The following is a 26575-nucleotide window of genomic DNA, read 5'->3' on the forward strand; positions in this document are numbered from 1 at the left end:
GTTTGTTGAGTGTTCATATCTTATTGTTTTAGAGAACTTTAAAGATACTCGACTTGCTGCTTTTTCATCGATGCTAAACGTAATGCGGAGTTTTGGGCTAAATCGAAAGGTCTGTCTATATTTATGAAGTCCGCAAAATCTTTGGGATTTTGCTTTAAACAAGGAAAAGAAAAAGAAAACAAAAAGATTTTGCTATGTGCGTGGCGAAATGGAAATCGCTACTCTAAAACAACACTAAGTTTAGCCCCTTGCTGGCGCGAGCAAAAAACATAAAAAGGAAACGCTAGCGCGAGCGTCATTCTAAGTGATTAACTTTGAAGGCAATCATCTATATGAATTTTAAAAATGAAGACTTTATGAAAAATACAATTACGCATTCGTTGCTATCATTAGGTATCCTTTGTATTTTCAGTTGTGTGTTTGCCTCCTGTAAATTTTCGAAAGAAAAGGAGAATAGTAATGTGAGTCCAAAAGAAATAACCGCTTTAGACGTAGTAAAAAACGCAATACATACAGCCGGAACAAATCAAAAATGGAAAAACATAGCCTCCTTAAGCTATACCAAAAAATCAAAATTACTTTTAGAGAATGGTGACATCGAATCTGAAGTAACGCAGCGCCACCACTACGAATTGCGACCTCAAAAAAGTATCAAAATAACATGGGTTGTTGAAAAGGATAGCTTTCTAATTGTTCATAATGATTCGATTTCTCAAAAATTCAAAAATGGAAATCTTATTGATGAGGGTGACACCATAAAATCATCGGTTAACAGCTCACTTTATGTTATCGGAATGCCTTTCAAACTTTTAGATGAAGGCACAGTCCTCAGCTACGAAGGGCTACAAACGCTAAACACTATCGACACGGTACACACCATTAATGCAAGCTATGCACCAAAGGAACACCAAAATCATTCTACTCAAGACGTATGGTGGTATCATTTCGAAAAGAATACTGGCGCTTTTTTAAGCTCGTTGGTGTATCATGAACCTACATATGCTTTAATAGAAAATGAAGCTACTATAAAGCACGAAGGGCTGACTTTTCCGAAAAGGCGAAAAAGCTACTTCTGTGATGAATTTGGAAAAAAACTTTTCTTAAGGGCCGAATTCTGGTATGATGATTATGTAATAACATTTCTAAATGACTGAATTAGCATTGTACAGGCTAGGGCTCATCTGTGACGAGTGCCGTCACGATTGAGCAACTTTGTGAGCACTCGTTGCAAACGAGCGCTCGCCGTGTAAAATCAAAAGGTCTGTGTATATTTAGAATGTCGCTAAATTGAAAATTACGCGATAGTGAAATGTTCAATTTTAGCTTTGAACAAGAAAAAAGAAAACCAAAAGCTTTTGCTTAGCGCATAGCTGGAAATCCGTCGAATTTCTGCGCCACACTAATCATAACCGAAACCGTTCTACACCATTTTGACCCGTCCTGAAATATATATACAAAACACTTCAAGTATATGTATAAAAATGATGGATATGTAAAACGCTATAGTCAGAGCTTCAAGCTCAAAGTCTTGGCAGAACTTACCAAAGGAAACCATTCCAAAAGACAAATTGCATTAACTTACGGGATACAATCCAGTACTATAAACGTATGGATCAAAAAATATGATCGTAAAGATTTAATGAACACCCGTGTAACCGTGCAAAAAGATGACGAACTTTCCCGTATCAAAGCCCTTCAAAAAGAGCTGAAACAACTTAAGGACCTTCTTATTAAAAAGGACCTGGACAAACGGGTAAACGGTATTCTAAAAGATGAATTTTTTCTTGACCAAACCTTTACCAGTGTGGTCTATGCTAAAAAAGCAGCCAAAAATGCAATCAAACTATACAACTCTAAAAGATTGCATTTATCTTTAGATTATAAAACACCTAATTACGTGCATCAATATACCGCTTAAAACTAATATTAATCTGTAGCCGTATTTTAGGACGTGACATTTGAGAAAAACCGTCTTCATATTAAGTTTTGTTTTCAGCACATTAATTTTTGCTCAAAATCCTGAATCGTCAACTCTATATGAAAAAGAGTATTACGATTTGATAAATTATGTGCCGAAAAACTTGGAGCTTGACTCTATTCTTAAACCTGAAAGTCGACTTTTACAAGTGGAATTAAATACAATAAGTAGTTTACATATTTACAGCGGGTTAAGAGACGATTTTAAACTGAACGAAAATGACAACAAATGGTTGAATAATAAAATTGACCAAATTGCAATGGCTTTATTTCTCGACGGAAAAAGAATTTTAGTCAGTTCAGTTGGTGGCTATTCTGGTTGTCCAGATAAAATGATTGACACTCTTCAGCTAAATAATATTGAGATTATTAATTTAAAATTCTGCCATAATTGTACTAATACTATTCGAGACGAAAATTTTATACGAAAATTTAATGACCGAATGTATTCCTTAATGAAAATTGAGCCACCAAATAGAAAAACAAGACTTTTCTATGGAGAATATAAAGGACGGAACAAAGACCGATTTGAGATTAAATTAGTTTTAAAAGAAGACAGAACTTTCAAGTTTTGGATAAATAAGGGACACGGTTCAGATTTTACCGAAGGTTTGTGGAAAAATATAAATGATACACTAATTTTAAAGTCTAGGAATCTGAATAAAGATGATGAAATAAGTTTTGCGTTATCGAGTGCAAAATGGATTGAATTTAATGATTTGGTATTCCGATTAAAAAAAGGAAAGCTGACTGAATTAAATGGCGGAAATTTGAAATTAAAAAAAACAGTCGAATAAAAAACGTTGGGTAACACCGTATAAAAATATTGGGGCAATTAGTTGCTTAATTCAATGACTTGGGCACTTTTGTGAGGTCGCCAAATTTTTAAATTTGGCTTTTAGAAAAATAAAGATAGAACACAATGTAAAAATTCGGCTCGGTGTTTAATCGAAAAGTTAGCATCTTTTTATACGCTACGTTTCATACACTAACCGTTAGCCTTCATTATGAACAAAATGAATGATTTTTATTTAAAATAGATATAAAAAGACAATAATAAATATTAACCAATGAAACACGTAAAAAAGTTCTTGACCATCAATTTAAATATCTTTAAAATTTTCTTGTTCGTTTGTCTTTTCTCTTTTAATTTCAACTTAGAAGCTCAAATAAATTGGACAAACGATGGAGCTTCTTATTTTAAATTAGAAAAAAATCAACTTGTTACCTATACCCTTCCTAACCATAAGGCTAAAACAGTCATTTCAAAGGTGCAACTTACTCCATCTGGGAAGTCGGCACCTATATCGGTCGCTCATTTTACATTCTCCTTAGATCAACAAAAAGTATTATTATTCACCAATACTAAAAAAGTTTGGAGGCTTCATACCAAAGGAGATTATTGGGTTTTTAACTTTAAAACAAATACTCTTACCCAAATTGGAAAGAGCCTTCCTCCTTCCACTCTGATGTTTGCAAAATTCTCTCCCGATGGAAACACCGTAGCTTATGTTTCTGAGAACAATTTATATAGTGAAGATTATGCAAGTGGCAAGATTCAAGCCTTGACTACCAATGGCACGGTTTCTTTAATGAATGGAACTTTTGATTGGGCATACGAGGAAGAATTTGCTTGTAGAGATGGATTTCGTTGGAGTCCTGACAGCAAATCTATTGCTTATTGGCAAATTGATGCAAGCGCAATCAAAAAGTTTTATATGATTAATAATACAGATTCTATCTACTCTCAAATAATTCCGTTAGAATACCCTAAAGTTGGTGAAACTCCATCTGCGTGTAAAGTGGGCGTTGTAACTATTTCCGATGCCAAAACAACTTGGATGGATGTTCCTGGAGATCCCTCTCAAAATTATTTGGTAAGAATGGAATTTATTCCAAGTACCAACAACCTTTTAATCCAACAATTAAACAGAAAACAAAACCAAAGCAAATTATTCATTGCAGAGGCGTTAAAAGGAACCACAAAAAGTATTTATGAAGAATCAGATGAAGCTTGGGTAGATTTATTTCAACTAGGCAATTCTTATGCAATTGATTATACCAATAACTTTAATTTTTTAAATGAAAACAAAAGCATTCTTTGGGCTTCTGAAAAAGATGGATGGAGGCATTTATACCAAGTTTCCTTAGAAGGAAAACCAGAGGTACTCATTACCAAAGGTGAATACGATGTGATCGATTTGAAGCACATTAATTCTAAAGAAGGTTTTGTGTATTATCTAGCTTCTCCAGATAATGCCACGCAAAAATATTTATATAAAACGAAATTAAATGGAAAATGGAAAAACGAGTTGCAAAGTCCAGAAAGTTTAAAAGGAAGCCATGATTATTCTTTTTCTTCAAACGGTACGTATGCAGAACATACCTTTTCAAATCATTTCACCCCCTATTCTAAAGAGTTTATTAGCGTTGCCAATCACAAAGCTTTAACTGAAGAAGAAAGTATTCTTAAAAACATTAAAAAACTAGAAGAAAAACCAACAACAGAGTTCTTTACCATCACAACTTCAGACAATATTGAAATGGACGGATGGATGGTAAAACCAACAAATTTTGATCCAAATAAAAAATACCCAGTAGTGTTTTATGTGTATTCTGAACCGGCCGGAACCACAGTAAAAGACACCTATAATGTGAGTAGAAATAGGAATTATAATGGGAATATGGCTGAAGAAGGATATATATACATTTCGTTAGATAACAGAGGTACACCTGCTCCAAAAGGACGCGCATGGAGAAAGTCCATTTACAGAAAAATTGGAGTGATTAATATTAACGATCAGGCTATGGCAGCCAAAGAAATTTTGAAGTGGGATTTCGTGGATTCTGAACGGATAGCAGTTTGGGGCCATAGCGGAGGAGGATCTGCAACATTGAATTTGATGTTTCGATATCCTGAGATCTACAAAACAGGGATTTCACTCGCTGCAGTTGCAAATCAATTAACCTATGATAACATTTATCAAGAGCGCTATATGGGCTTACCACAAGAAAATATGGAAGACTTTATTGAAGGTTCTCCCGTTACCTATGCAAAAAATCTAGAAGGAAATTTACTATATATACATGGAACTGGAGATGATAATGTCCATTATCAAAATGCAGAAATATTAGTTAATGAATTCATAAAATATAATAAGCAATTTCAATTTATGCCTTATCCTAACAGAACTCATGGAATTAGAGAAGGAGAAGGGACATTTGAACATTTGTCTACCTTATATACTAACTATTTAAAATTACACTGTCCTCCAGGAGGAAGATAAAATTTACTAAAAAGGATATCCTCATTAATTAAGAAATGAAGAAATAGGCCACAAAAAAGAATAACGAAAGGCTAACAACGTTTATAAAACATAACTAGTAAGTACTAAGCATTTAGATTATCGCTTATTTACAAAGACCGTCAAATTTTTAAATTTGGCTTTTAAAATAGAAAAGGTAAAAACAAAATATAAAAATTCGGCTCTGTGTTAATCCGAAAAATTAGCGTCTTTTTATACGCTACGTTTCATACAAAAACCGCTAGCAATAATTTAAAATCAGTACTAACTATTAAACTGATTTTTTTTCTAAAACTTTAATTAACTTTATAATTCAATGAGAATCTTATACACTATACTAATTACAACTGTTATAATAATTACACTTATAATCACTTGGTTTTACTTTTATTTACGGGTAAATACCAAAGATGTAAGTAACGAATTGCCTTTTAGTGAAGTTATAGATAAAGAACTCATTTTAGATAGAGATATTTTCCTTCTTAGAAATAATACTTCTGATTTTTATAAAGTAACTTCTACTGTGGTTGATAATGAAGGAGATATTGGAACGATTGATGAAGGAAACATGATCGTAGAAGTTGTTACAAAAGGGACCCCTTTATCTATTAATAAAGCTAACATACAATCTCATGGAGAAAGCGGAACATATGGACTTATAACAGGTGTATTACATACGAAACAATATGACATACCCTTTAAACAAAGATGGGGCACATTGAGCCCTTATATACTTGATAATAGTGAACCTACCGACAATACCAATACACTCTATTTCACATTCAATAAACCTATTTGGGTGAGTGAAACTGAACATAAAATAACGAAAACATACTTTTTACCCGAGCTTTAAAATTAAAAATTTGACTCTGTATTTATCCAAAAAATGGGCGTTTTTAAACGCTAAGTTTCATACACAAACCGTTGTAGTGCATTATGACCCGTCCTGAAGTATGTATAAAAAATCAAATATTTTAGACGTCTAGACTTTTGTTTAAAAAAGGTTTGAAATATAAAATATTTTTTTTATAATGTTTACTAATAATTAACAAGCAATTTAAAATTGTAACTAAATACAAATTCTCGGTTAAAATAACAGAAGCACCAACCCTTATAAAAAGTCATTCAAATTTAAAAAACAACTCAATACAATTTAATTGGTTATTCAACATCAAAAATAATTAATCATGAATAGCAAAGCTATTTACTTTATACTCGGCATTATAAGTGTCTTAATTTTAACGCCTTGTTTGATATGGCCTTTAACCTCGAATGTATCCACATTTGAAGGTGGCAGAGCTTATTCTCGGTTTTTTGCGACACCTATACTTTTTATTGGATTTTTAATACTTTGGTTTATAGACTATAAAATATTTTACAAGCCTACAAACATGTTTTTAAAATATCGAATTATCGTTTTTTCTATAATCATAATAGTTTCATCAATTGGATTAAAAAATTTCATTAGCAATGAATTAAATGTAGAAAAAGCGGGAAAACAAAATACCTATGGTTGCAAAGCAGACGTTAAAGATTCTTATGAAGGCTATATTACTGACACCCAATATCAACGCCTTAAAATTCGTAAAAATGATTCTAATCTTACGGAGTTTAAATATTCTCGCCTTAAGTTAGATAATTTCGATTCATATTTTTATGAAGGGCAAAAAATATCAAAAAAAGCCAATGAAACAGAGTTTGAGGTTGAACTAAGAGATGGTTCTTTAAGAAGGTTTAAAATTCCTTGTTATCAATAAATTATTTATCACTATACACTGTAGCCAAGGTTTATAGTAAAGCCATGAATTAAGGTAGAATCAAAAGGGTAATAAAATTTATAAAACAATACTTGAAATCTAAAAACCTGATTTTGCTAAACCAAGTAGAATTAACAATTAATCAAATATTGAAAAATTAAAAAGAAGTTTGAATAAAAAATAACTAATGAAATCTCTAAAAATATATTACACATTTATCTTTGTCGTTATGCTTAGCTCCTGTGCTAGTATCAGTTCAAATAAAAAAAACACTTTACAAGAAAATATGAAAAAATATAAAGATGATGACCTAATATTAGCAATGAGTGTTAGTAGACATAACATTGCTAATCCTCAATACAATTATGAATTAGCTATTTTTGGTAATGGTGAAATTTTAAGAAAAGGAGGTGTTTACAAACGGGATTATCCAATTAAAGCTTCAAAAGAAATACTAGATTCAATTGTTAGTATGAGCTTGGAAATAAGCTCTTACAATTTTACGCCAAGACCATTTGTGCATGATGGTCCGTCACGTAGTCTAACAGTTTACGCACACCCTACACCCATAGACATGAGTTTAGAAAATGAAGGTGTAACTAAACTGCTAAATTATGTTGACTCAGTTATTATATTACCTGTTAATTAGTGAAAATTAATATTTTTTCACTCTAATTGGTATACAACGTCTAGATTTAAACTAGAATGAATAAAGTCAACTAGAAAGAACATGCAAGTATTAAAAACGCACTACAACAGTGGCAATAATTAATACGGGTTTTGGTAATTAACCCAAAGTGAAGTGCTTTTTAACCAAGTCCGCCAAATCTTTTGATTTGGCTTTACAATAGAAAAGATAAAACAAAATAAAAAGATTTGGCTAAGTGCTTAATCGGAAATTAATTACTTTTAATTTCCGTACTAACAATAGCCGAGACGTGAGCAACCATTTGGTCAAACCAACAACGACATGGCTAAATTTACAGAATTTGTTAGTTCTTTTTTATTCGTTTCAATTTTAGAAACGACTTTAATTCCACTATATAAAGTGTAAAAAAAAGAAGAAATAGATTTTAAATCTTTGCTGTCTTTTAATTGACCTTTTTCTTTACCTTTTTTGAGATACTCATAAAAGAGGTTTTCAATATCTCGTTTATTGCTCTCTAAAACTTTTAATAAACTTTCATCATTGGGAATAAGTTCTGTAGTAATATTTACAACAAAACAACCTTTTCTATCTTTATCAAGAATTGCTTCTTCAATAGCAATATTAAAAAGTTTTGAAAATCCATCTCTAACATTTGGTTGACTTTGAAAAAAAAAAGTCAATCCTTCCATACTTGTCTTTCTGTAAAGTTCAAAGGACTTTTTAAAAAGTTGTTCCTTATCACCAAAAGTATCATATAAACTTGCTCTGTTAATTCCTAAATGATTAACTAAATCTCTGACAGAAGTTGCGGAATATCCTTGTTTCCAAAACAAATTCATTGCTTTGGTCAAGACTTCGTTTTCATCAAATAATTTAACTCTTGGCATATCAAAAAAATATGGAAGCGTTATACGCTTCCACAAAAGTAATTTATTGGAACATTCATTCCAAATATAATTAAAAAAATTAGCCTAATAGCGGATTGATATTTATACCACCATCAATATTATACTCACTTCCAGTGATGAAAGAAGCATCGTCAGAAGCTAAAAACAAAACTAGTTTTGCTATATCTTCTGGCTGTCCAAATCGTTTTAACGGAATACGATTTTGCATAGCTTCGGCAAATCCATTTAATTGTTGTTCTTCCATACCTGTCTTTCCAAAAATCGGAGTAGAAACAGGTCCAGGGTTTACAGAATTTATTCTTATTTTTCTTGGTGCTAGTTCAGTTGCAGCAGTCCTTGTATAAGCGTTCAATGCAGCTTTTGATGCAGCATAAACGGCAGTATTTGGCATTCCAGTATAAGCATTTACAGAAGACAAATTAATGATTGAAGCACCATCATTTAAAATTGGTAGAAATTTTTCAGTTGTAAACAATGCACCTTTAAAGTTTATACTCATTTGGTGGTCGAACATTTCCTCACTAATTTGACCAACAGGAGCAGGCTGAAAAATACCAGCATTTACGAATAGAACATCAACTTTTCCAAAATCTGATTTTACTTGTGCCACCAAATCTTCTATTGCTGAAAGACTTTTAACATCAGCAACAATTCCTTTTACACCAAGCTCTTGTGATGCTTTTGCAACCTTTTCCGAATCTCTTCCCGTAATTACAACAGTTGCACCTTGACTTTTAAACTCTTTTGCTGATGCATAACCAATACCACTATTACCGCCTGTAACTATGGCAATTTTTCCATTTAATTTACTCATTTTTTAATTTTTAAATTCTTAATAATAACAGAACGTTCATTCCGTTTACAAACATACGTATATTAGAACGATAGTTCCAAATAAAACAAAATAATTGTAGGAAAATATAAACGTATGCTTAAGACGTATATAAAACCTAGCTAATTAATACTTTTCGAGAGGTTTTTGCATATTTCTTAAGTCTATCAAATTTTTATTTTTGTATATTTTAAATATAAAAGCTTAATAGAAAAAATAGCAATCAATCTATTATTGTTTCTGAATACTTCAAAGAAGAGAATAAAAACTTAGCTATCGGAGATATGGTTGTATTTGTAATTGAAAATAGTATTAAAGACCAAGTTAAAACTTTGGTTACATCTACTAGTGAAATTGAATCAAAAGAAGATGAATAAAGCCATAAGCTTTCGTTTCGTAGGCTAATTCAAAATAAAAATTATCGGTGTATTATTTATTATTAAGCCGTAGTTCTTTTAACCTTTTCGAGGATACCTTTACTACTGAAATGTCTAATGGTAACGGTGTAAACGGAGTATCTGTAGAATCCTTTGGAACATTAACTAATTCGTCTACAACATTTATCCCTTTTAAAACATTACCAAATACAGTATAATCACCATCTAAGCGGTGTAGGCCATCTTTATTTTGTACAATATAAAACTGACAACGAGCCGATAATTTTTCGGCATTGCCATCTCGCCCTGCTCCTACTGCACCATAAGTATGTGTTAGTTTAGAATCAAATTCCGGAGCTAATAAATATTCGGGGTCATTAAACCCTTCAGGAGTATCTGGGCAACCACCTTGTGCTACAAAATCTGGAATTACCCTATTAAAGGTCAACGAATCCCAATAACCTTCATTTGCTAATGCTATAAAACTTGCTTTATGATTGGGAGTCTCGTCATGCAACCATATCAAAATTTCTCCTTTTGGAGTGTCTATTTTACCTATTTCATATGATTTACATGCCGTAAACAATACAAATACCATCAAATACTTTAAACACTTCATCTAGCCATAATTTTATAGTCCGTTAAAATACTAAAAAACGATGTAAAAATTTAGTGCTTACCAAAGCTCTAAATTGATTTTCAAAAGATAAAACTACAATACAGTTAAATATAAGCTGGATCTAAGACCATTCAGAAGCTAAAAACCTTCTTTCGATAACAACAAAACATCTACAAATACGTTGCACCCAATATGAAAAAACCAATCAAAATTATCATCCGAACACTTTTAGTTTTACTAATTATAGTAATTTCCTACGGTTTATTCACCTATCTATCAGACCCATACATAAAGGCATTGGTACAAAATAATGAATCTAAACTTTTCTATAGACCTTCTGTAGAAATTGAGCCTTTTAATGATTTAAACTTTTCAGAACAAATACTTACCGTAGAAGATTCTATTAACATTCATACTTATTTATTCCATCCTTCAACTAAAGCAAAGGCAAACATTTTTTTAGTCCGTGGCAACAGTGGAAACACCAGTCAAGGTAAAGAACTGATTAAACCACTTGTGGATAATGGCTTTAAGGTGTATTCCACAGATTGGAGAGGTTATGGAAAATCTAATGGAGTACCGAATTATAAAGGTTTAATGAAAGATACAGAGATAGCATTCGCTGATTTTTTGAATCGAACAAAAAATGATAGTATAAAAACAATCGTCTATGGTATGTCTTTAGGTGGTCAATTGGCAGTAAAGCTGACCAAAGAAAATCAAACTAAAGTAGATGCGTTAGTACTAGACGGCTCTTTAGAATCTGCTCATAGCTTTATTACAGATAATTTTAGAGCGTTTTATTTAAAATCATTTACCAATAACGCCGAAGACTATAATCAAGATTATATAGCCATTAGAGACATAGCTGAAATTGAGAATATACCTAAACTTATTATACAAAGTGCTAAAGACAGGGCTGTTCCATTCGAAAGAGGACAGAACATTTTTAATGCTGCTAAAGAACCAAAACTATTTTGGGAAACCAATACCGATCATATAAGAACCATACCCGAATTGACAGAGGAATTAAATTTTAAGTTGATTGAATTAATTCGTTAATTGAACGTTATCATTCTTAACCAACACAATGAGAAAACTATTACCGATTCTTTTAACTATTCATCTATTATCTTCCTGTGGTAATCATGAGAAGAAATCAATTAAAAATAAAATCTCTTCCAACAAAGACAAAACCCTAATGGCAATATTTGCTCATCCAGATGATGAGATTGTTATATCCCCTATGCTATACAAGTATCAAAAAGAAGGGGTAAATATTCATTTGGTAATTGTAACCGACGGTAGAAACGGAGTTACCCCTCATGCCAATATTCCTGCCGGAGATGTACTCGCCAAAACACGTTCAGAAGAGGCATTATGTGTTACAAAAACCTTAGGTATTAATTCGCCGATATTTCTCAATTATATAGACGGAGATTTAGCGCTAAAAGAGAACATTAATTCTTTAGACGAAAAAATTGATAGCCTTTTTACGAAATACCGACCCAATACTGTAATTAGTTTTGGACCTGGTGGGCAATATGGACACCCTGATCATAGAATTGTTAGCAACGTGGTTTCCGAGGTTTTTCAACGAGAAACATCAGAATCTTTGCAAAACCTTTTGTACTACGGGTATCCGAAAAAAATAACCAATACTAATGTCAACTTTAATACCGATTTGGTACAATGGCTAAACGATAATTTAAAAAGAACTCAAAAGAGATTTCTAACCTATAGAATACCATTCAACAAGACCGATTTAGAACTTGCCCATAAAGCATCAAATTGTCATAAATCTCAATATACATTAGATGCTATTGATGATTTACTTACTATTGTAGGACAAACAGATTCGCTAATTTACTTTAGGCCTTGGATGGGGAATGAAGAGGTAAAAAGTAATATTTTTGAATAAAAATACAATCAATGCATATTAAACACCTAGTTTATCTATTAATCATTATTTCTTTAGTTTCATGCGAGCAAAAACAAAAGAAATATCATACCGATAAAGACATTTATAATTACGGCGCTAAAAACGATTCTTCTGTTTTTTATTTTAATAAAGGTTGGGAGCATATTCTAGATTATGGTCAATGGACGCTTTCTGAAAAAGCATTTAGAAAAGCCGTAGCATTCGATTCTACTTTTATTATCGGTCAGGCGTTGGTTGGTAAAAATACTACAGATCTCAAAGAAAGAATTGAAATCTTAAACGACCTAAACAACTCTCAAATTAAGGTTCGTGAAGACGACCAACTAATTTTAGAAGTTACCATGATTACGCTAGAACTATTTAATGCTCGCGGACAAAACGTAAAATTAGATAAAGATTTTTTATCAAATTTCTTGTCAACAGCCGAAAAAAACTATAGAACATTTATTCATAAATACCCCAACGAATCATATATAAAGGCAGAATACATTGAGGTCTTGAATGCTATTTACGGACCTGAATTAGCCTTAGATTCGTTACACATTCTTACTACACCTAAACAAAAGAGAATACCATTTTTTATTAGCTATGCAGCTACCTTGGAATCTGATTTGGGGAATTTCAAAAAAGCACTCGCTATTGCCGACCAATTTAATGACCAGATCAATGACCCGAATATACCTCAACCTTATGTGTTATACGGTAGTATTTATTTAAAAATGGATAGTTTGTCTTTAGCAACTCCAAGCCTTGATAAAGCACTTGAATTAGACCCTAATCATATTTTCGCACAGCGATTTAAAAAACAGCTTCAAACTAAATTAAACACCAATATCAGTAATGACTAAAATTATAGACAACAACAAGTAAACCATTTTAAAAACAGTATAAATGAAAAAGACGACATATATCTATAATGGCATTACTGGTGTATCGTCTTTACTCCTACTCCTGTTTTCAGCCTTTATCATTTCTTGCAACGGTCAACAAACAGAAAATAAACAGCAGTCAAACGATATAGATTCAAGAACCTCTCTGAAAGACATTCCATTACAAAAAACACAACCGCTTAAAAATGAATATAGTAGTCCTTATTTGCAACCGACTATTGATTTACCCATAAGCGAATTTGTTCGTAGAATATTTCAAGATAAAAGCGATAATCTATGGTTTGGTACCAATGGAGATGGTGTTGCAAGGTATAACGGTTCTACTCTTGATTATTTTTCTATCGATGAGGGTTTTGGTGGCGTCGCTGTTAGGGGAATCATTGAAGATAATGACGGAAATATTTGGTTTGGCACCGAACGCGGTATAACAAAATTTGATGGCAGTTCTTTTATAAATTTTACAGAAAAAGATGGACTTAACAATAATAATGTTTGGAGTCTTTTTATGGACAGTAAAGGTATCATTTGGATAGGTACTTTAGAGGGTATAAATTTATTTGATGGTCAAAAATTCACCTCGTTTACTTTACCAGAATCCAAACCAGATTACAACAGAGGTGTTACAAGTGCTAAAATAGTTCATAGTATAATGGAAGACAGCAAAGGTTCTATGTGGTTTGGCACTAACGAAGGTGCTTATTATTATGATGGAAAATCATTATTTAATCTTTCAGAAAAAGACGGATTATGCAATAACGCCGTCAATGATATTTTAGAGGATAAAAATGGTAATATTTGGTTTGCAACTCACTATGAAGGAGTTTGTTTTTGGGACGGAAAATCTTTCACTAAAGTTGCTACAAAAGAAAGAGAAAATAGTACTGAAGTTTGGAGCTTATTTGAAGATACAACTGGTAAAATTTGGTTTCCCATTGAAAGTTTTGGTGTTTACAGATACAACGGTACAATTGCCATAAATTACAACGAAAACGACGGACTTAAAAGTGGTGCCATACAATGTATATTTGAAGATAATGAAGGGAGAATTTGGCTGGGCGGCTATATGGGTTTGTTCCGTTTTGACGGAACTTCTTTTTATAGCGTAAGTCAAAACGGCATATTAAAAGAATAAATAATCAACCGCAATAAACTATAAACCAGATATTTAAATATTTCAAATTAAAGTTGATCTTTATCATACATTTAATAATCAACATTCTATTGATAAAAAATAATTTCAAAATTATAATATAAAAATAGTATTCAGCAATGGCTAAAATAATAGATACCCCAGAACAAAACAACCTTAAAATAGGCATGGCTCAAATCTCACCGGTTTGGCTAAATAAAGAAAAGACGATTGATAAAATCAAGGATTATATCATTAAAGCTGGTGAAGATAATTGTGAGCTTATAATTTTTGGTGAAGCCTTATTACCAGGTTATCCTTTTTGGGTTTCCATGACGGATGGTGCTCAGTTTGATTCCAAAGTGCAGAAAGAAATTCACGCTCATTATATAAAAAATTCTATTCAAATAGAAGCGGGTGAATTAGATGAAATTTGCGCTCTTGCAAAGCAGCATAAGCTTGCTATCTACTTAGGATTAATGGAACGAGCAAAAAATAGAGGCGGGCACAGTATTTACTGCTCGCTAGTTTATATCAATAGTGATGGTGAAATTAAATCTGTTCACAGAAAATTACAACCAACCTACGAAGAGCGACTTACATGGGCACCTGGTGATGGTAATGGTTTACGAGTTCACGAGTTAAAAAATTTCACCGTTGGTGGATTAAATTGTTGGGAAAATTGGATGCCTCTTCCACGCACCGCTTTATATGGTTTGGGAGAAGATTTGCATATAGCCGTATGGCCTGGTTCCGATTACAACACTGCTGATATTACAAGGTTCATTGCAAGGGAATCTAGATCTTTTGTAGTTTCTGTTTCTAGTTTAATGAGCAAAACCGATTTCCCTAAAGACACACCACACTTAGATACTATTCTTGAAAACTGTCCAGATACTCTGGCAAACGGAGGTTCTTGTATTGCCGGACCGGATGGAGAATGGATCTTACCACCGGTTATTGACAAAGAAGGACTTATTACAACGACAATAGATTTTAATAGGGTGCTTCAAGAAAGACAGAATTTTGATTCCGTTGGGCATTATTCACGACCAGATGTAACAAAACTCACCGTTAATAGAGAACGACAATCTACCGTTGAAATAAAAGATTAAAACAGAGAGCAGTTATTACTGCCCTCCATTTAATTCTTTCATAATTTCAGCAAACAATTGGTAAGATTTAATACGGTCTTTGCCATCATAAATATTGGTTACCGCTATAAGTTCATCTACTTGGGTATCAGTAATAAATTGTTGTACCTGCTTTTTAACGGTCTCTTTGCTACCAATAAAGGAATACTTCAACATTTGCTGTACAGACGGATTCTGACTTAACTCGCGTATATCTTCAGTCATGTCTACTGGTGGCTGCATAAAACCTCTATTTCCTGTCAACAAGCCTACAATCATTTTGTAAAGCGATGTTGAAATGCGTTCTGCTTCTTCATCGGTATCTGCAATAATGATGTTCACTCCCGCAGCCGTATATGGTTTTTCTAACTCCTTAGATGGCTGAAATTCATTGTGATAAATTTTCAACGCATTCATTAGGTGGGTTGTAGCAAAGTGGCTCGCAAATGCATAAGGCAAACCTTTTTTAGCTGCTAAATGTGCACTATCTGTACTAGAGCCCAAAATGTATAAAGGCACCTCTACCCCTTCAGCTAAAGTAGCACGTACTTTTGCATGGGCATTTTCAGGAGAAAAGTAGCGTTGTATTTTTTCAACCTCTAAAGGAAACGACTGTGCTGCCTGAAAAAAATCAGAACGTATGGCTTGTGCCGTCAATTGATCCGTACCTGGTGCGCGACCCAAGCCTAAGTCTATTCGGTTAGGATATAATATGCCTAATGTACCAAACTGCTCTGCTATAATTAACGGGGAATGGTTAGGCAACATTATTCCACCAGACCCAATTCGTATTGTTTTTGTTTCTTCGGCAATCTTACCTATTAAAATGGATGTTGCACTACTACCTATAGCTATAGAATTGTGATGCTCTGCCAACCAAAAACGGGTATAGCCAGATTCTTCCGCTGCTTGCGCAAGAGCTACGGAATGATCAAAGGTATCTTTCAATGTAGTCCCCTGCGATACTATGGCTAAATCTAATATGGAATATTTTATTTTTTTCATACTAATAAATTCATTTATATATTTAAAAGTATCTATATATCTATTTAAAAAAATTACAAATTTTGCAACCTCAACATATAATTATCCCACACTTCATGATTCAAGGTATAATTATAATTACGACCTATTTTATGTTTGTTTATCAAGCCTGCTTCTACAAGTTTTTTTACATGATGACTTATAGATGGTTGTGCTAAATCAAGTAATTTACAGGCTTTGGTACATTCTACCTTTCCTTGGTTATTTTGCATATACTGCAACAATTTCAACCGATTAACATCACTTAATGCTTTAGAAATTTTCTCAACCTGTTTTAGCTCCATGATGTGTTTAATATATTGATACATGCAAATGTATTTATAAATATTAATTTAAAATACAAATTGGGAAGACCTTAATAATTATTAACTTGACCTTAAGAATAATACTATAACTATAGATGAAGAAAATTACTCAAGCACCACATTTTATGTTCTTGATTCTTATTCCAATAATACTACTCATTGGATTGTTAAAACCTGACAAAACACTTGAAATTAATATTCATGATACATATATTCTAATTGCATTATTGCATTTAGCTGTTTTGATTTCTATTATCTTCGGAATTCTAGGATTAGGCTATTGGGTAGTAATTAAATTAAACAAAAGGTTGGTAAATTGGCTTACCATAATTCATTTAATCATCACAGTTATCAGTTTATGCTTAATAATATTAATCCCATTTTTCTTACCAGAATCCAATCAAGGTATTACCTCTTTATATTTTGATGCACAAGTAACTATTACTTTATCCGCACTTGTAGCAGTTTGTATACAGTCTTTATATCTCGTAAATATTATAACTGCCCTAATCAGAAAAACAAATTAAATTTTTTAATAAATGTTAGGTATTAATGCAACATGTTAACATTGTGCCAAACCTTAGCATTTACATTGGTTTTTTAATAAATGATTTAACTTTGCTACGTTAAAATTAAGATTAATAACCACCAATGAATCTTACAATTGAAAACATACTTTTAGTAGGTTCTATTCTGCTATTTATTAGCATTATAGTAGGTAAGACCTCCTACAAGTTTGGGGTACCTACATTAATCCTTTTCTTGGCTATTGGTATGCTGGCAGGTTCTGATGGTATTGGCGGTATTCAGTTCGACGACCCCAAGCTTGCTCAATTTATAGGTATCGTTTCTTTGAACTTTATTCTCTTTTCTGGTGGATTAGATACCAACTGGAAAGCTGTAAAACCGATTTTAAAAGAAGGTTTGGTACTTTCTACCTTAGGTGTACTGCTTACAGCACTTACACTAGGTACTTTTGTGTACTACATTACAGACTTCACCATTTACGAGAGTATGCTTTTGGGATCTATAGTTTCATCTACCGATGCCGCCGCTGTCTTCTCCATATTACGTTCAAAGAACTTAGCGTTAAAAAGCAACCTTAGACCTACATTAGAACTAGAAAGTGGTAGTAACGACCCTATGGCCTATGTACTTACACTTGCTTTTCTAACCTTGGTCATTAATCAAGATTTAAGTGTTCTTTCCATCATACCACTATTTTTGCAACAAATGATACTGGGAGCTATAGGTGGATTTGCTTTTGGTAAATTGAGTGAGATTATCATCAATAAAATCAAACTTGGTTTTGAAGGTTTGTATCCGGTATTGGTAATCGCTCTAATGTTCATCACCTTTTCAGCTACAGATGCTGTTGGTGGTAACGGATTCTTAGCCATTTACATTTGTGCCGTATATTTAGGTAATCAAGATTTAATACATAAATCGACCATTTTAAAGATGTTCGATGGTATGGCTTGGTTAATGCAAATTGTATTGTTCCTAACCTTAGGATTATTAGTTTTTCCATCGCAAATTATCCCATATTTAGGCATCGGATTACTTATTTCAGTATTCCTAATTCTAGTAGCAAGACCGGTTAGTGTTTTATTGAGCCTCATGTTCTTTAAAATGAAAATGGGACGTCGGTTTTATATTTCATGGGTAGGTTTACGTGGAGCAGTGCCTATTGTATTTGCTACTTATCCCCTATTGGCTGGTATAGACAAAGCGAATATCATTTTCAGCATTGTATTCTTTATATCAGTTTCATCAGTATTAATACAAGGTACTACGTTGTCTATTTTTGCAAAATGGCTGAATGTTGCTTTGCCTGACGAGGTGAAACCTATAGCAGAAAATGACAGGTATATTCTCAATCTACCGAAATCTGCTATGGAAGAAGTTATAATTTTGCCAAATAGTTTTGCGGTAGATAAACGTATAATAGATTTGCACTTACCAAGGGCTGCATTCATTGTTATGATCAAACGAGATGGAACTTTTGTTAGACCCGGCGGTTCTACCATTATAGAAGCTAATGATACGCTAGTATTGCTGCTAGATAATGATGAAAGTTTACAAGAAGTTAATGTAATTCTAAACCAAGCGGTTATTGCTTAATATGAAAAGTACAAATAACATATTTAGAGTTCTTTTATTCGTTACAATTTATTGTTTCGGGATATATAGTTCTGCAAATACGTTACCCTTTTCTAAAGAGGTTGTAATAAGCCTAAACAGCAGTAAGCAATCCTTATTCAAAGAATCTACAAAGACATTATCTCCGCATGCACAGCAATCTGAAATTTCAGTTTCTGATGTTGCCGAAGTATCATCACCTAATTACAAATTACCATTTACAAGTTACAACTCACATTTAAATAATAGTGAGTTACGCTTCGTAGCAAGAATAAAGCAGTACCAACTGTTCGCTAATACGTTATTGATAAGACATAGAAAGTCTGATCTCATCTTCCCTTTCCATAGTTTCTGGTAATCCATTTTTTTAAAGGTTATCGTTTTGGTAATCATATGTAACTATTTGATATGGTGTTATTTAAAACATCATAAAGAAAACAATATATCATATTTAAAAAATTAGAAAATGGAATTAGGAATAGCCGCTATTGGTTTAGCATCTGTTGCACTTTGTGCAATGCCTTTTGTTGTAACTAGCAGAAGTAGAAAAACGAAAGAAAAACAAATGATGACATCTCTAAACGATGTTGCCAGTAAACATAATTGTAAAATAACGGAACATGAAATTTTTGGTCACTACGCCATAGGTGTTGATGCACAGAAAAAATTCGTATTCTTTATTTCACAAATCGGAGAAGTTTTAAATCAGCAATACGCGGATTTATCTACTATTAAGACCTCTGAAATTGCCAATATCGGCAAATCGTATGCTAGAAAAGAGAAAATAACAGAGCGTTTACTTTTGAATCTTTTTTCGAAAAAAGCAAATGAAGCCGATACCGTTTTTGAATTCTATAATGCTGAAGTAAACTATCAATTGAGCGGAGAGTTTCAGTCTATTGAAAAATGGAACAAGGTGATTAAGAACTTGCTTAAAAGTAATTAGTCTATATCAACAAAGTTCTCTTTAATTATAAAAGCGAGTAGATAATCTTATAAAAAAAGGTTAGCTATTCGCTTTTGTTTTTTAAAGCGTTAAAATTTTATTAGCTTGTAAAAGCACACGAGCATGAATTAGAAAATGAAATTATTCGATATAAAGGTTGACCATAGTAAAAACTTGCTTCCGCAGGGTGGAACAGTTAATTACTACGGAAAAATACTTACCCAACAGAAAGCTGAGAATTACCTAGACAAACTGCTCAATAACATTGTTTGGAAGAATGATGAAGCTATTATCTTTGGAAAAAAGATTATTACCAAACGTAAAGTAGCTTGGTATGGCAAAAAACCATTCGAATATACTTACTCTAATACTACAAAACTGGCGTTACCGTGGACGACGGAGTTACTGGAATTAAAAGATAGAATAGAACAAGAAACGGGAGAAACCTTTAACTCGTGCCTTCTAAACTTATATCACGACGGTAGCGAGGGTATGGCTTGGCACAGTGATGGAGAAAAAGACTTGAAAAAGAACGGAGCCATTGCCTCTCTTAGTTTTGGTGATGAACGCAAATTCGCTTTTAAACATAAAGAAACAAAAGAAAAAGTAGAACTGGTTTTAGAACATGGTAGCTTATTGATTATGAAAGATGAAACCCAAACGAATTGGCTGCATCGACTACCGCCAACAACTAAAAGCAAGAATCCTAGGGTAAATTTGACTTTTAGAACTATTGTGGAAAAGTAATTTTAAACAAATAAATGCTTAGTTCTTTATCTGCTCATAGTTTTTAATGAGTATTCCTAAACGGTATAAAGCATTATCTATTTCTTCATTCCAAACCAGTCCGTAACTAAGACGAAGACAATTGGTGTACTGATCTTGGAGTGTAAAAATCTTTCCAGGAAAAAATCTAATTTCTTCACATTCCGCTAACTTATAGATCACCTCTGTATCTATAGTTGAAGCTAATTCTATCCATAATAGAAACCCTCCCTTTGGTTTGCTTACTCGTGTATCTTTTGGAAAATATGCTACAATAGCTTTTAAAAATTTCAAACTGTTCGTATGTAGCGTATGCCGTAACTTTCTTAAATGATGGTCATACCTACCCTTTTCTAAAAATAACGCCAATGCTTCTTCGGTAATTGTCGCCGTGGTTGAAGACAAATAAAGTTTTAGTTTCACGATTTCATCGAAATAGTTACCTGGTGCCACCCATCCTACCCTATACCCACAAGCAAGTGTTTTAGAAAAAGAGCCGCATAGAATTACAAGACCTGTATCATCATAGGTTTTACAAGTAGTAGGTCTACTTTCTCCATAATAAATATCACCATATATATCATCTTCTATAAGTGGAATGTTATGTTTTTGAATAATTTTCACCAATGCCTTTTTACCATCATCAGACATTGTATTCCCCATAGGGTTATTAAAATTAGAAATTATTGCAATTGCCTTAATATCGTTCTTCTCAATCGCTTTTTCTAAAGCTTTTAAATCTATACCTGACAGGGGATCTGTTGGTAGTTCTAAAACCCGTAAGCCTAAAGTATTTGCAAGTTGTAATAATCCAAAATAAACAGGGCTTTCCACTGCAATGGTATCTCCTGGCTTTGTTACGGTCATCAACGAAAATGATAATGCGCTGGTACAACCAGATGTTATGATTAAATCATTTTCGGTAAGCTTACCTCCCCATAGAATGGACCTTCGCGCTATTTGTCTTCGTAAATTCTCACGTCCTAAAATATCGCCTTGTGCACTGCCACCTAGCGGCAACGATATAATTGCCTCATGCATTACTTTGTTTAACTTCGCAATAGGCAACAACTCTTTTGATGGTACACCCAATGAAAAGTCAACGCCTTTTTCAATAGTAATATTCTGAAAAAAATCAACAATAATCTCTGTTGAACTACTTTTTACAGATGATTGATGCGGACTACTCTTCTCAAGATTTTTTGGAATATCCGTGGAGCAAAAAATGACAAAATATCCAGATTTAGGTTTAGGCTCAATTAAATTTTTTGCCTCTAATTGATAATACGCCTGTAGCACAGTGCTTATACTAACGCCGTATTCTTGCTGCAATACGCGTAATGAAGGTAACTTATCGCCTAACTTAAGAACGCCTTCATAAATTTGTTGCTCTATACTGTTAGCGATTTCAATGTATTTATAACTTTTTGTGGGTATTGATTTCAATATGATTTTTTATCTGTACTGGTTAAATTTACAAAAACTGAATCTGTTATGGTATCTATAAATTGTTCAATTTTGAATGCGATAATTAGTAAGAATTCTAAAAACATGTAAAAATGAGCAGCACAAGTTTAGTACAGAACCAGATGTATAAAGAAGTGGATGATAAAATCATTTTTAAAAAAGCGTCACAATTCGCAAAAGAATACCTAGAAAGTGTTTTTGAACGAAATGTATATCCAACAGAAGAGGCATTATCTGACTTAGATAAATTTGATGAATCTATGCCGCAGAATTCGAGTAAAGCCAATGATGTTTTAGATTTTTTAAATCAATACGGTTCTCCTGCAACAGTTACCACAACAGGTGCTAGATACTTCGGCTTTGTTTCTGGTGGTGCAATTCCGGTAAGTTTAGCCGCAAAAGTAATATCTACATTTTGGGATCAAGCACCAGCCATGCACGTGCTCTCCCCTATTGGATCAGCACTGGAAACTGTTGTTGAGAAATGGTTAAAAGAGATTTTTAATCTTCCTGAAAGTACGGTTGCTGGTTTTGTCAGTGGTACTTCTACTGCTAATTTCTGCGGATTAGCAGCTGCGCGCTTTAGATTACTATCCAACCTTAATTGGAACATTAACGATAAAGGACTGTTCAATGCTCCTCAACTACGAATTGTTACTGGTAAACATGCACATTCTACTATTCTTAAAGCAATAGGACTTTTAGGATTTGGTAAAGAAAATATTGAATGGGTAGATGTTGATGATCAAGGTAGACTAGAGCTGAATAATTTACCCCAATTAGATGAAAGAACTATATTAATTCTACAAGCTGGGAATGTTAACAGCGGTTCTTTTGATAATTTCTCGGAGCTTTGTAAAATTGCAAAAAAAGCAAAATCATGGGTACACATTGATGGTGCTTTTGGTCTGTGGGCTGGTGCCGTAGATAAATTAAAACATTTAACAAAGGGAATTGAAGGAGCCAACTCTTGGGCTGTTGACGGACATAAAACCCTTAACACTCCTTATGATTGTGGCATTGTACTTTGTGAAGATGAAGCTGCAATTAGATCTGCCCTACATATGACCGGAAGCTACATTATAACATGCGAAAAGCGAGATGGTATGTTCTATACACCAGAGATGTCACGCAGAGCCAGAGTTATTGAGCTATGGGCAACAATGAAATATTTAGGCAAAAATGGTATTGATGAAATGATTTATGAAATGCACATAAGAGCCAATCAGTTTGCCAATGAAATTAAGATTGTAGACGGATTCTCTGTTCTTAATGACGTTGTTTTTAATCAAGTTTTAATTCAATGTAATACTGATGAAGTAACAGATAATGTATTACAAAAGGTTCAAGAGTTACGAGAATGTTGGGCAGGCGGCTCGATATGGAAAGGTAAAAAAGTAGTTAGAATCAGTATCTGTTCTTGGGCAACCACCTCGTCTGATATTTCACGCTCCGTAAACTCTTTCAAACAAGCTTTAAATGAAATATCTAAATAAATCTATGATTCAAATTACCTTAAAAGGAATGTCAGGATAATTAAATCAGTAATATAATTTCATTTAATTTTGCAGCATGGTCAGAAATGTACAGTTGCGGTTATCATTAAAGGAAGAAGGCACACCTAACGGATTAGAAATTCGTACGGCAAAGTACTTAGGACTCGAAGATGGAACCTTTAAAATTAGGGTACTTCGAAAGTCTATAGATGCTCGTAAGCCTAAAATTTTCTTTAATTACAAACTGGCAATTTACATTAATGAACCTGCCCCTAGCGATGCTCTTAATTTTAAATATAAAGATGTATCGAAAGCAAAACCAATTCACATTGTAGGATTCGGACCTGCTGGGATGTGGGCTGCATTACGTTGTTTAGAAATGGGCTATAAACCCATTGTTCTTGAACGAGGTAATAATGTAAAGGATCGTAGACGAGATTTAAAAGCAATCAACCAAGACCATCAAGTAAACCCTGAAAGTAATTACTGTTTTGGAGAAGGTGGTGCCGGCACTTATTCTGACGGAAAATTATATACACGTAGCCTTAAACGTGGTGATGTTCGTCGCATATTCGAAAGTTTAGTTTTTCACGGTGCTACAGACCAGATTCTGGTTGATGCTCATCCGCATATTGGGACGAACAAACTTCCTAAAATTGTTCAGAATATTCGTGAAGTAATTCAGCATCACGGTGGTGAAATTCACTTCAATACTAAAGTGACCGATTTCGTTATTAAAGACAATACCTTAAAAGCGATTGTTTTAAACGAGAATGATGAAATGGCTGTTGAAAGAGTAATCTTGGCAACGGGACATTCAGCTCGCGATATTTTTGATTTACTGCATAAAAAAAATATTGCACTTGAAGCAAAGTCATTTGCTATGGGTGTTCGTGTAGAGCATCCGCAACATATTATAGATAGTATTCAGTACCACTGTTCTGGTGACCGTAGCGAATTGCTACCAGCGGCTTCATACAGTTTGGTAGAACAGGTAAAAGAACGTGGTGTGTATTCTTTTTGTATGTGCCCTGGCGGATTCATAGTACCTGCTGCAACTGCACCTGGTGAGGTTGTCGTTAATGGAATGTCTCCGTCGAAACGAAATAACCTGTATGCAAATTCGGGTATCGTGGTTGAAATAAATGTGGATAAGGATATTCCCAAGTACGAGAAATTTGGAGCGCTTAAAGGATTAGAATATCAAAAAGCATTAGAGCGATTAGCATTTACATCTGGCGGAAGAACACAAACTGCTCCTGCGCAACGATTAACTGATTTTGTAGATGGAAACCTTTCTGTAGATTTAAATCCGACTTCATATCAACCTGGTCTTAACTCTTCGCCTTTACATTCTTTACTACCTAAATTAATAGGTGGTAGACTACGCCAAGGCTTCAAAGCATTCGGTGATAAAATGCATGGGTATTATACTGCCGAGGCAAATATTGTAGGTGTAGAATCTAGAACCTCATCACCTGTAAGTATTCCAAGAAATGAAAAATTAGAACATCCTGTTATCAAAGGTCTTTTCCCTTGTGGTGAAGGCGGTGGTTATGCTGGTGGAATCGTATCTGCCGCTATGGACGGAGAACGTTGTGCCGAAGCTGCAATTGTGGGACTTTAATTGGTTGTTGGTTGTTGGTTGTTGGTTGTTGGTTGTTGGTTGTTGGTTGTTGGTTGTTGGAAAATAAAATTTTGCGTAGCTAAATTGTTATTGCCTGTAGTCTTTCCTCTCTACTCTATTTTCTCTTTTCTACTTTATACTTTGTACCTAATACTTAGTACTTAATACTGCAAACTGGCAACTGAACACTGAACACTGAACACTGAACACTAAAACTTAAGCCATTTTAGGCTTATTAGCCTTTGTCAAAAAATTCAAATCTCTTTTGATTCTTGAGTTTTTAAATTTGTATAATCTAGCTACTTCTGTATTTGATTCTATTTTGATTTCGTTATTTGTTTCTGTAACAATGGTGATTTCAATAGTTTCAACCTTTACTTCTTCAGTAGTGTTTTGTGCTTGAGCAGTGAAGCTTATAAAGATGATAAAGATTGTTGCGATTATTGTTTTCATGACTTGCGTTTGTTACAATAATAGAACGCCGCAGGCCTTGTTTTACTAGGTGGTGAATCGCTGAAAAACCCCTTATACTCGTTACTTGACACAAGTTCGGGTAAAGTGTAAAATCGCATCGATAAACGACATCACCCTCAAAAACACCTTACCGAGATTTGGTGTCGTTAACCGACAAACGAAGTTTTAAATTCAAGAATTAGATACAAGTTCAAACTCAAAAATCAAGTTCAAGTTCAAAATGAGTTGTTGGTTGTTGGTTGTTAGTTGTTAGTTGTTAGTTGTTAGTTGTTAGAAACTATAAAATTTAGCTTTACTAAATACGCTTGATAAGGAACTAATCAAAAAAAAGTCTATTCTCTATATTCTTACCTCTTACTTTGTACTTATTACTGATGACTGGAAACTGGAAACCGAACACTGAAAACTAAAAACTGAAAACTGAAATTAAGCCATTTTAGGCTTGTTAGCTTTTGTTAAGAAGTTCAAATCTCTTTTGATTCTAGAATTTTTGAATTTGTATAAACGAGCTATTTCTGTTTTCGCTTCTAAGTTGATCTCGTAAGTGGTTTCTGTAACAATGGTCATTTCAACAGTTTCAACCTTTACTTCTTCAGTAGTGTTTTGTGCTTGAGCAGTGAAGCTTAAAAAGATGATAAAGATTGTTGCTATTATTGTTTTCATGACTTGCGTTTGTTACAATAATAGAACGCCGCAGGCCTTGTTTTACTAGGTGGTGAATCGCTGAAAAACCCCTTATACTCGTTACTTGACACAAGTTCGGGTAAAGTGTAAAATCGCATCGATAAACG

The 26575-nt window shown here is 33.4% G+C and carries 27 protein-coding genes and 1 pseudogene; 19 read left to right on the plus strand and 9 right to left on the minus strand.

Going from position 1 to position 26575, the window contains the following annotated elements; translation table 11 throughout:
* The first annotated feature begins 356 nt into the window (after positions 1–356).
* From Q0871_RS17415 to Q0871_RS17445, 7 genes are all read left to right on the plus strand, one after another.
* Positions 357–1154, plus strand: coding sequence for a hypothetical protein (locus tag Q0871_RS17415; RefSeq protein WP_299325979.1), 798 nt, complete (start codon positions 357–359; stop codon positions 1152–1154).
* A gap of 317 nt (positions 1155–1471) precedes the next feature.
* Positions 1472–1918 carry an integrase core domain-containing protein gene (locus tag Q0871_RS17420; RefSeq protein WP_299325981.1) on the plus strand — a complete coding sequence of 149 codons (447 nt, stop codon included), beginning with the start codon at positions 1472–1474 and terminating at the stop codon, positions 1916–1918.
* A gap of 40 nt (positions 1919–1958) precedes the next feature.
* The gene (locus tag Q0871_RS17425) at positions 1959–2774 is read left to right on the plus strand and encodes a hypothetical protein (protein WP_299325983.1); all 816 of its coding nucleotides are present in this window, start codon (positions 1959–1961) and stop codon (positions 2772–2774) included.
* 273 nt (positions 2775–3047) lie between these two features.
* Entirely contained in the window at positions 3048–5264 is a 2217-nt protein-coding gene (locus Q0871_RS17430; RefSeq protein WP_299325985.1) for a DPP IV N-terminal domain-containing protein, read from the plus strand.
* Positions 5265–5598: 334 nt separating this feature from the next.
* Entirely contained in the window at positions 5599–6135 is a 537-nt protein-coding gene (locus Q0871_RS17435; RefSeq protein ID WP_299325987.1) for a hypothetical protein, read from the plus strand.
* Positions 6136–6469: 334 nt separating this feature from the next.
* A complete protein-coding gene (locus Q0871_RS17440; RefSeq protein WP_299325989.1) occupies positions 6470–7039 on the plus strand; it encodes a hypothetical protein in 570 nt (189 codons plus the stop codon).
* 286 nt (positions 7040–7325) lie between these two features.
* Entirely contained in the window at positions 7326–7688 is a 363-nt protein-coding gene (locus Q0871_RS17445) for a hypothetical protein (RefSeq protein WP_299325990.1), read from the plus strand.
* 305 nt (positions 7689–7993) lie between these two features.
* On the opposite strand, the gene Q0871_RS17450 is transcribed toward Q0871_RS17445, so the two are convergent.
* The 3 genes from Q0871_RS17450 to Q0871_RS17460 form a co-directional block, all read right to left on the minus strand.
* Entirely contained in the window at positions 7994–8575 is a 582-nt protein-coding gene (locus Q0871_RS17450) for a TetR/AcrR family transcriptional regulator (RefSeq protein WP_299325991.1), read from the minus strand.
* Between the two features lie 79 nt (positions 8576–8654).
* Positions 8655–9410 carry an SDR family oxidoreductase gene (locus tag Q0871_RS17455; protein WP_299325993.1) on the minus strand — a complete coding sequence of 252 codons (756 nt, stop codon included), beginning with the start codon at positions 9408–9410 and terminating at the stop codon, positions 8655–8657.
* Positions 9411–9857: 447 nt separating this feature from the next.
* Positions 9858–10424 (minus strand): peptidylprolyl isomerase, encoded by a 567-nt coding sequence (locus Q0871_RS17460; RefSeq protein WP_299325995.1) that lies wholly within the window; start codon positions 10422–10424, stop codon positions 9858–9860.
* A gap of 192 nt (positions 10425–10616) precedes the next feature.
* Here Q0871_RS17460 and Q0871_RS17465 point away from each other — a divergent pair, with 192 nt between their 5' ends.
* From Q0871_RS17465 to Q0871_RS17480, 4 genes and pseudogenes are all read left to right on the plus strand, one after another.
* Positions 10617–11486 carry an alpha/beta fold hydrolase gene (locus Q0871_RS17465; protein ID WP_299325997.1) on the plus strand — a complete coding sequence of 290 codons (870 nt, stop codon included), beginning with the start codon at positions 10617–10619 and terminating at the stop codon, positions 11484–11486.
* Between the two features lie 28 nt (positions 11487–11514).
* Positions 11515–12345, plus strand: coding sequence for a PIG-L family deacetylase (locus Q0871_RS17470; protein ID WP_299325999.1), 831 nt, complete (start codon positions 11515–11517; stop codon positions 12343–12345).
* 11 nt (positions 12346–12356) lie between these two features.
* Positions 12357–13214 carry a hypothetical protein gene (locus Q0871_RS17475; RefSeq protein ID WP_299326001.1) on the plus strand — a complete coding sequence of 286 codons (858 nt, stop codon included), beginning with the start codon at positions 12357–12359 and terminating at the stop codon, positions 13212–13214.
* A 43-nt stretch (positions 13215–13257) separates the two neighbouring features.
* Positions 13258–14313 (plus strand): annotated as a pseudogene (locus tag Q0871_RS17480) (two-component regulator propeller domain-containing protein); the annotation flags it as partial.
* Here Q0871_RS17480 and Q0871_RS18760 read toward each other — a convergent pair.
* Positions 14255–14386: a glucodextranase DOMON-like domain-containing protein gene (locus Q0871_RS18760; protein ID WP_367275160.1), complete on the minus strand. Its 132-nt coding sequence runs from the start codon at positions 14384–14386 to the stop codon at positions 14255–14257. The pseudogene Q0871_RS17480 and the gene Q0871_RS18760 sit on opposite strands and share 59 nt — an antisense overlap.
* A 139-nt stretch (positions 14387–14525) precedes the next feature.
* Here Q0871_RS18760 and Q0871_RS17485 point away from each other — a divergent pair, with 139 nt between their 5' ends.
* The gene (locus tag Q0871_RS17485; protein WP_299326005.1) at positions 14526–15500 is read left to right on the plus strand and encodes a carbon-nitrogen hydrolase family protein; all 975 of its coding nucleotides are present in this window, start codon (positions 14526–14528) and stop codon (positions 15498–15500) included.
* Positions 15501–15515: 15 nt separating this feature from the next.
* Here the strand turns inward: Q0871_RS17485 and Q0871_RS17490 are convergent, their stop codons facing one another.
* Both Q0871_RS17490 and Q0871_RS17495 read right to left on the minus strand, forming a co-directional pair.
* The gene (locus tag Q0871_RS17490) at positions 15516–16529 is read right to left on the minus strand and encodes an LLM class flavin-dependent oxidoreductase (protein WP_299326109.1); all 1014 of its coding nucleotides are present in this window, start codon (positions 16527–16529) and stop codon (positions 15516–15518) included.
* Between the two features lie 47 nt (positions 16530–16576).
* Positions 16577–16846 carry an ArsR family transcriptional regulator gene (locus Q0871_RS17495; RefSeq protein ID WP_299326007.1) on the minus strand — a complete coding sequence of 90 codons (270 nt, stop codon included), beginning with the start codon at positions 16844–16846 and terminating at the stop codon, positions 16577–16579.
* 116 nt (positions 16847–16962) lie between these two features.
* Here Q0871_RS17495 and Q0871_RS17500 point away from each other — a divergent pair, with 116 nt between their 5' ends.
* From Q0871_RS17500 to Q0871_RS17520, 5 genes are all read left to right on the plus strand, one after another.
* A complete protein-coding gene (locus Q0871_RS17500) occupies positions 16963–17394 on the plus strand; it encodes a hypothetical protein (RefSeq protein ID WP_299326009.1) in 432 nt (143 codons plus the stop codon).
* A 124-nt stretch (positions 17395–17518) separates the two neighbouring features.
* The gene (locus tag Q0871_RS17505; RefSeq protein ID WP_299326011.1) at positions 17519–18991 is read left to right on the plus strand and encodes a potassium/proton antiporter; all 1473 of its coding nucleotides are present in this window, start codon (positions 17519–17521) and stop codon (positions 18989–18991) included.
* A gap of 1 nt (position 18992) precedes the next feature.
* Positions 18993–19367, plus strand: coding sequence for a hypothetical protein (locus Q0871_RS17510; protein ID WP_299326013.1), 375 nt, complete (start codon positions 18993–18995; stop codon positions 19365–19367).
* Between the two features lie 108 nt (positions 19368–19475).
* Complete coding sequence (locus Q0871_RS17515; RefSeq protein ID WP_299326015.1) at positions 19476–19955, plus strand: hypothetical protein; 480 nt, start codon at positions 19476–19478, stop codon at positions 19953–19955.
* Positions 19956–20090: 135 nt separating this feature from the next.
* Complete coding sequence (locus tag Q0871_RS17520; RefSeq protein ID WP_299326017.1) at positions 20091–20702, plus strand: alpha-ketoglutarate-dependent dioxygenase AlkB; 612 nt, start codon at positions 20091–20093, stop codon at positions 20700–20702.
* Between the two features lie 18 nt (positions 20703–20720).
* Here Q0871_RS17520 and Q0871_RS17525 read toward each other — a convergent pair whose 3' ends face one another.
* Positions 20721–22166, minus strand: a complete 1446-nt coding sequence (locus tag Q0871_RS17525; protein ID WP_299326019.1) for a PLP-dependent aminotransferase family protein — start codon at positions 22164–22166, stop codon at positions 20721–20723.
* A gap of 113 nt (positions 22167–22279) precedes the next feature.
* On the opposite strand from Q0871_RS17525, the gene Q0871_RS17530 reads away from it, so the two are divergent.
* Both Q0871_RS17530 and Q0871_RS17535 read left to right on the plus strand, forming a co-directional pair.
* Positions 22280–23683 (plus strand): aminotransferase class V-fold PLP-dependent enzyme, encoded by a 1404-nt coding sequence (locus Q0871_RS17530; RefSeq protein ID WP_299326021.1) that lies wholly within the window; start codon positions 22280–22282, stop codon positions 23681–23683.
* A gap of 76 nt (positions 23684–23759) precedes the next feature.
* Complete coding sequence (locus tag Q0871_RS17535) at positions 23760–25310, plus strand: NAD(P)/FAD-dependent oxidoreductase (protein ID WP_299326023.1); 1551 nt, start codon at positions 23760–23762, stop codon at positions 25308–25310.
* 216 nt (positions 25311–25526) lie between these two features.
* On the opposite strand, the gene Q0871_RS17540 is transcribed toward Q0871_RS17535, so the two are convergent.
* Positions 25527–25763, minus strand: coding sequence for a hypothetical protein (locus Q0871_RS17540; RefSeq protein ID WP_299326025.1), 237 nt, complete (start codon positions 25761–25763; stop codon positions 25527–25529).
* A gap of 447 nt (positions 25764–26210) precedes the next feature.
* Positions 26211–26447, minus strand: a complete 237-nt coding sequence (locus Q0871_RS17545; RefSeq protein ID WP_299326027.1) for a hypothetical protein — start codon at positions 26445–26447, stop codon at positions 26211–26213.
* Positions 26448–26575 lie beyond the last annotated feature (128 nt).

The sequence above is a fragment of the uncultured Maribacter sp. genome, from assembly GCF_947500985.1.
Classification (GTDB): domain Bacteria; phylum Bacteroidota; class Bacteroidia; order Flavobacteriales; family Flavobacteriaceae; genus Maribacter.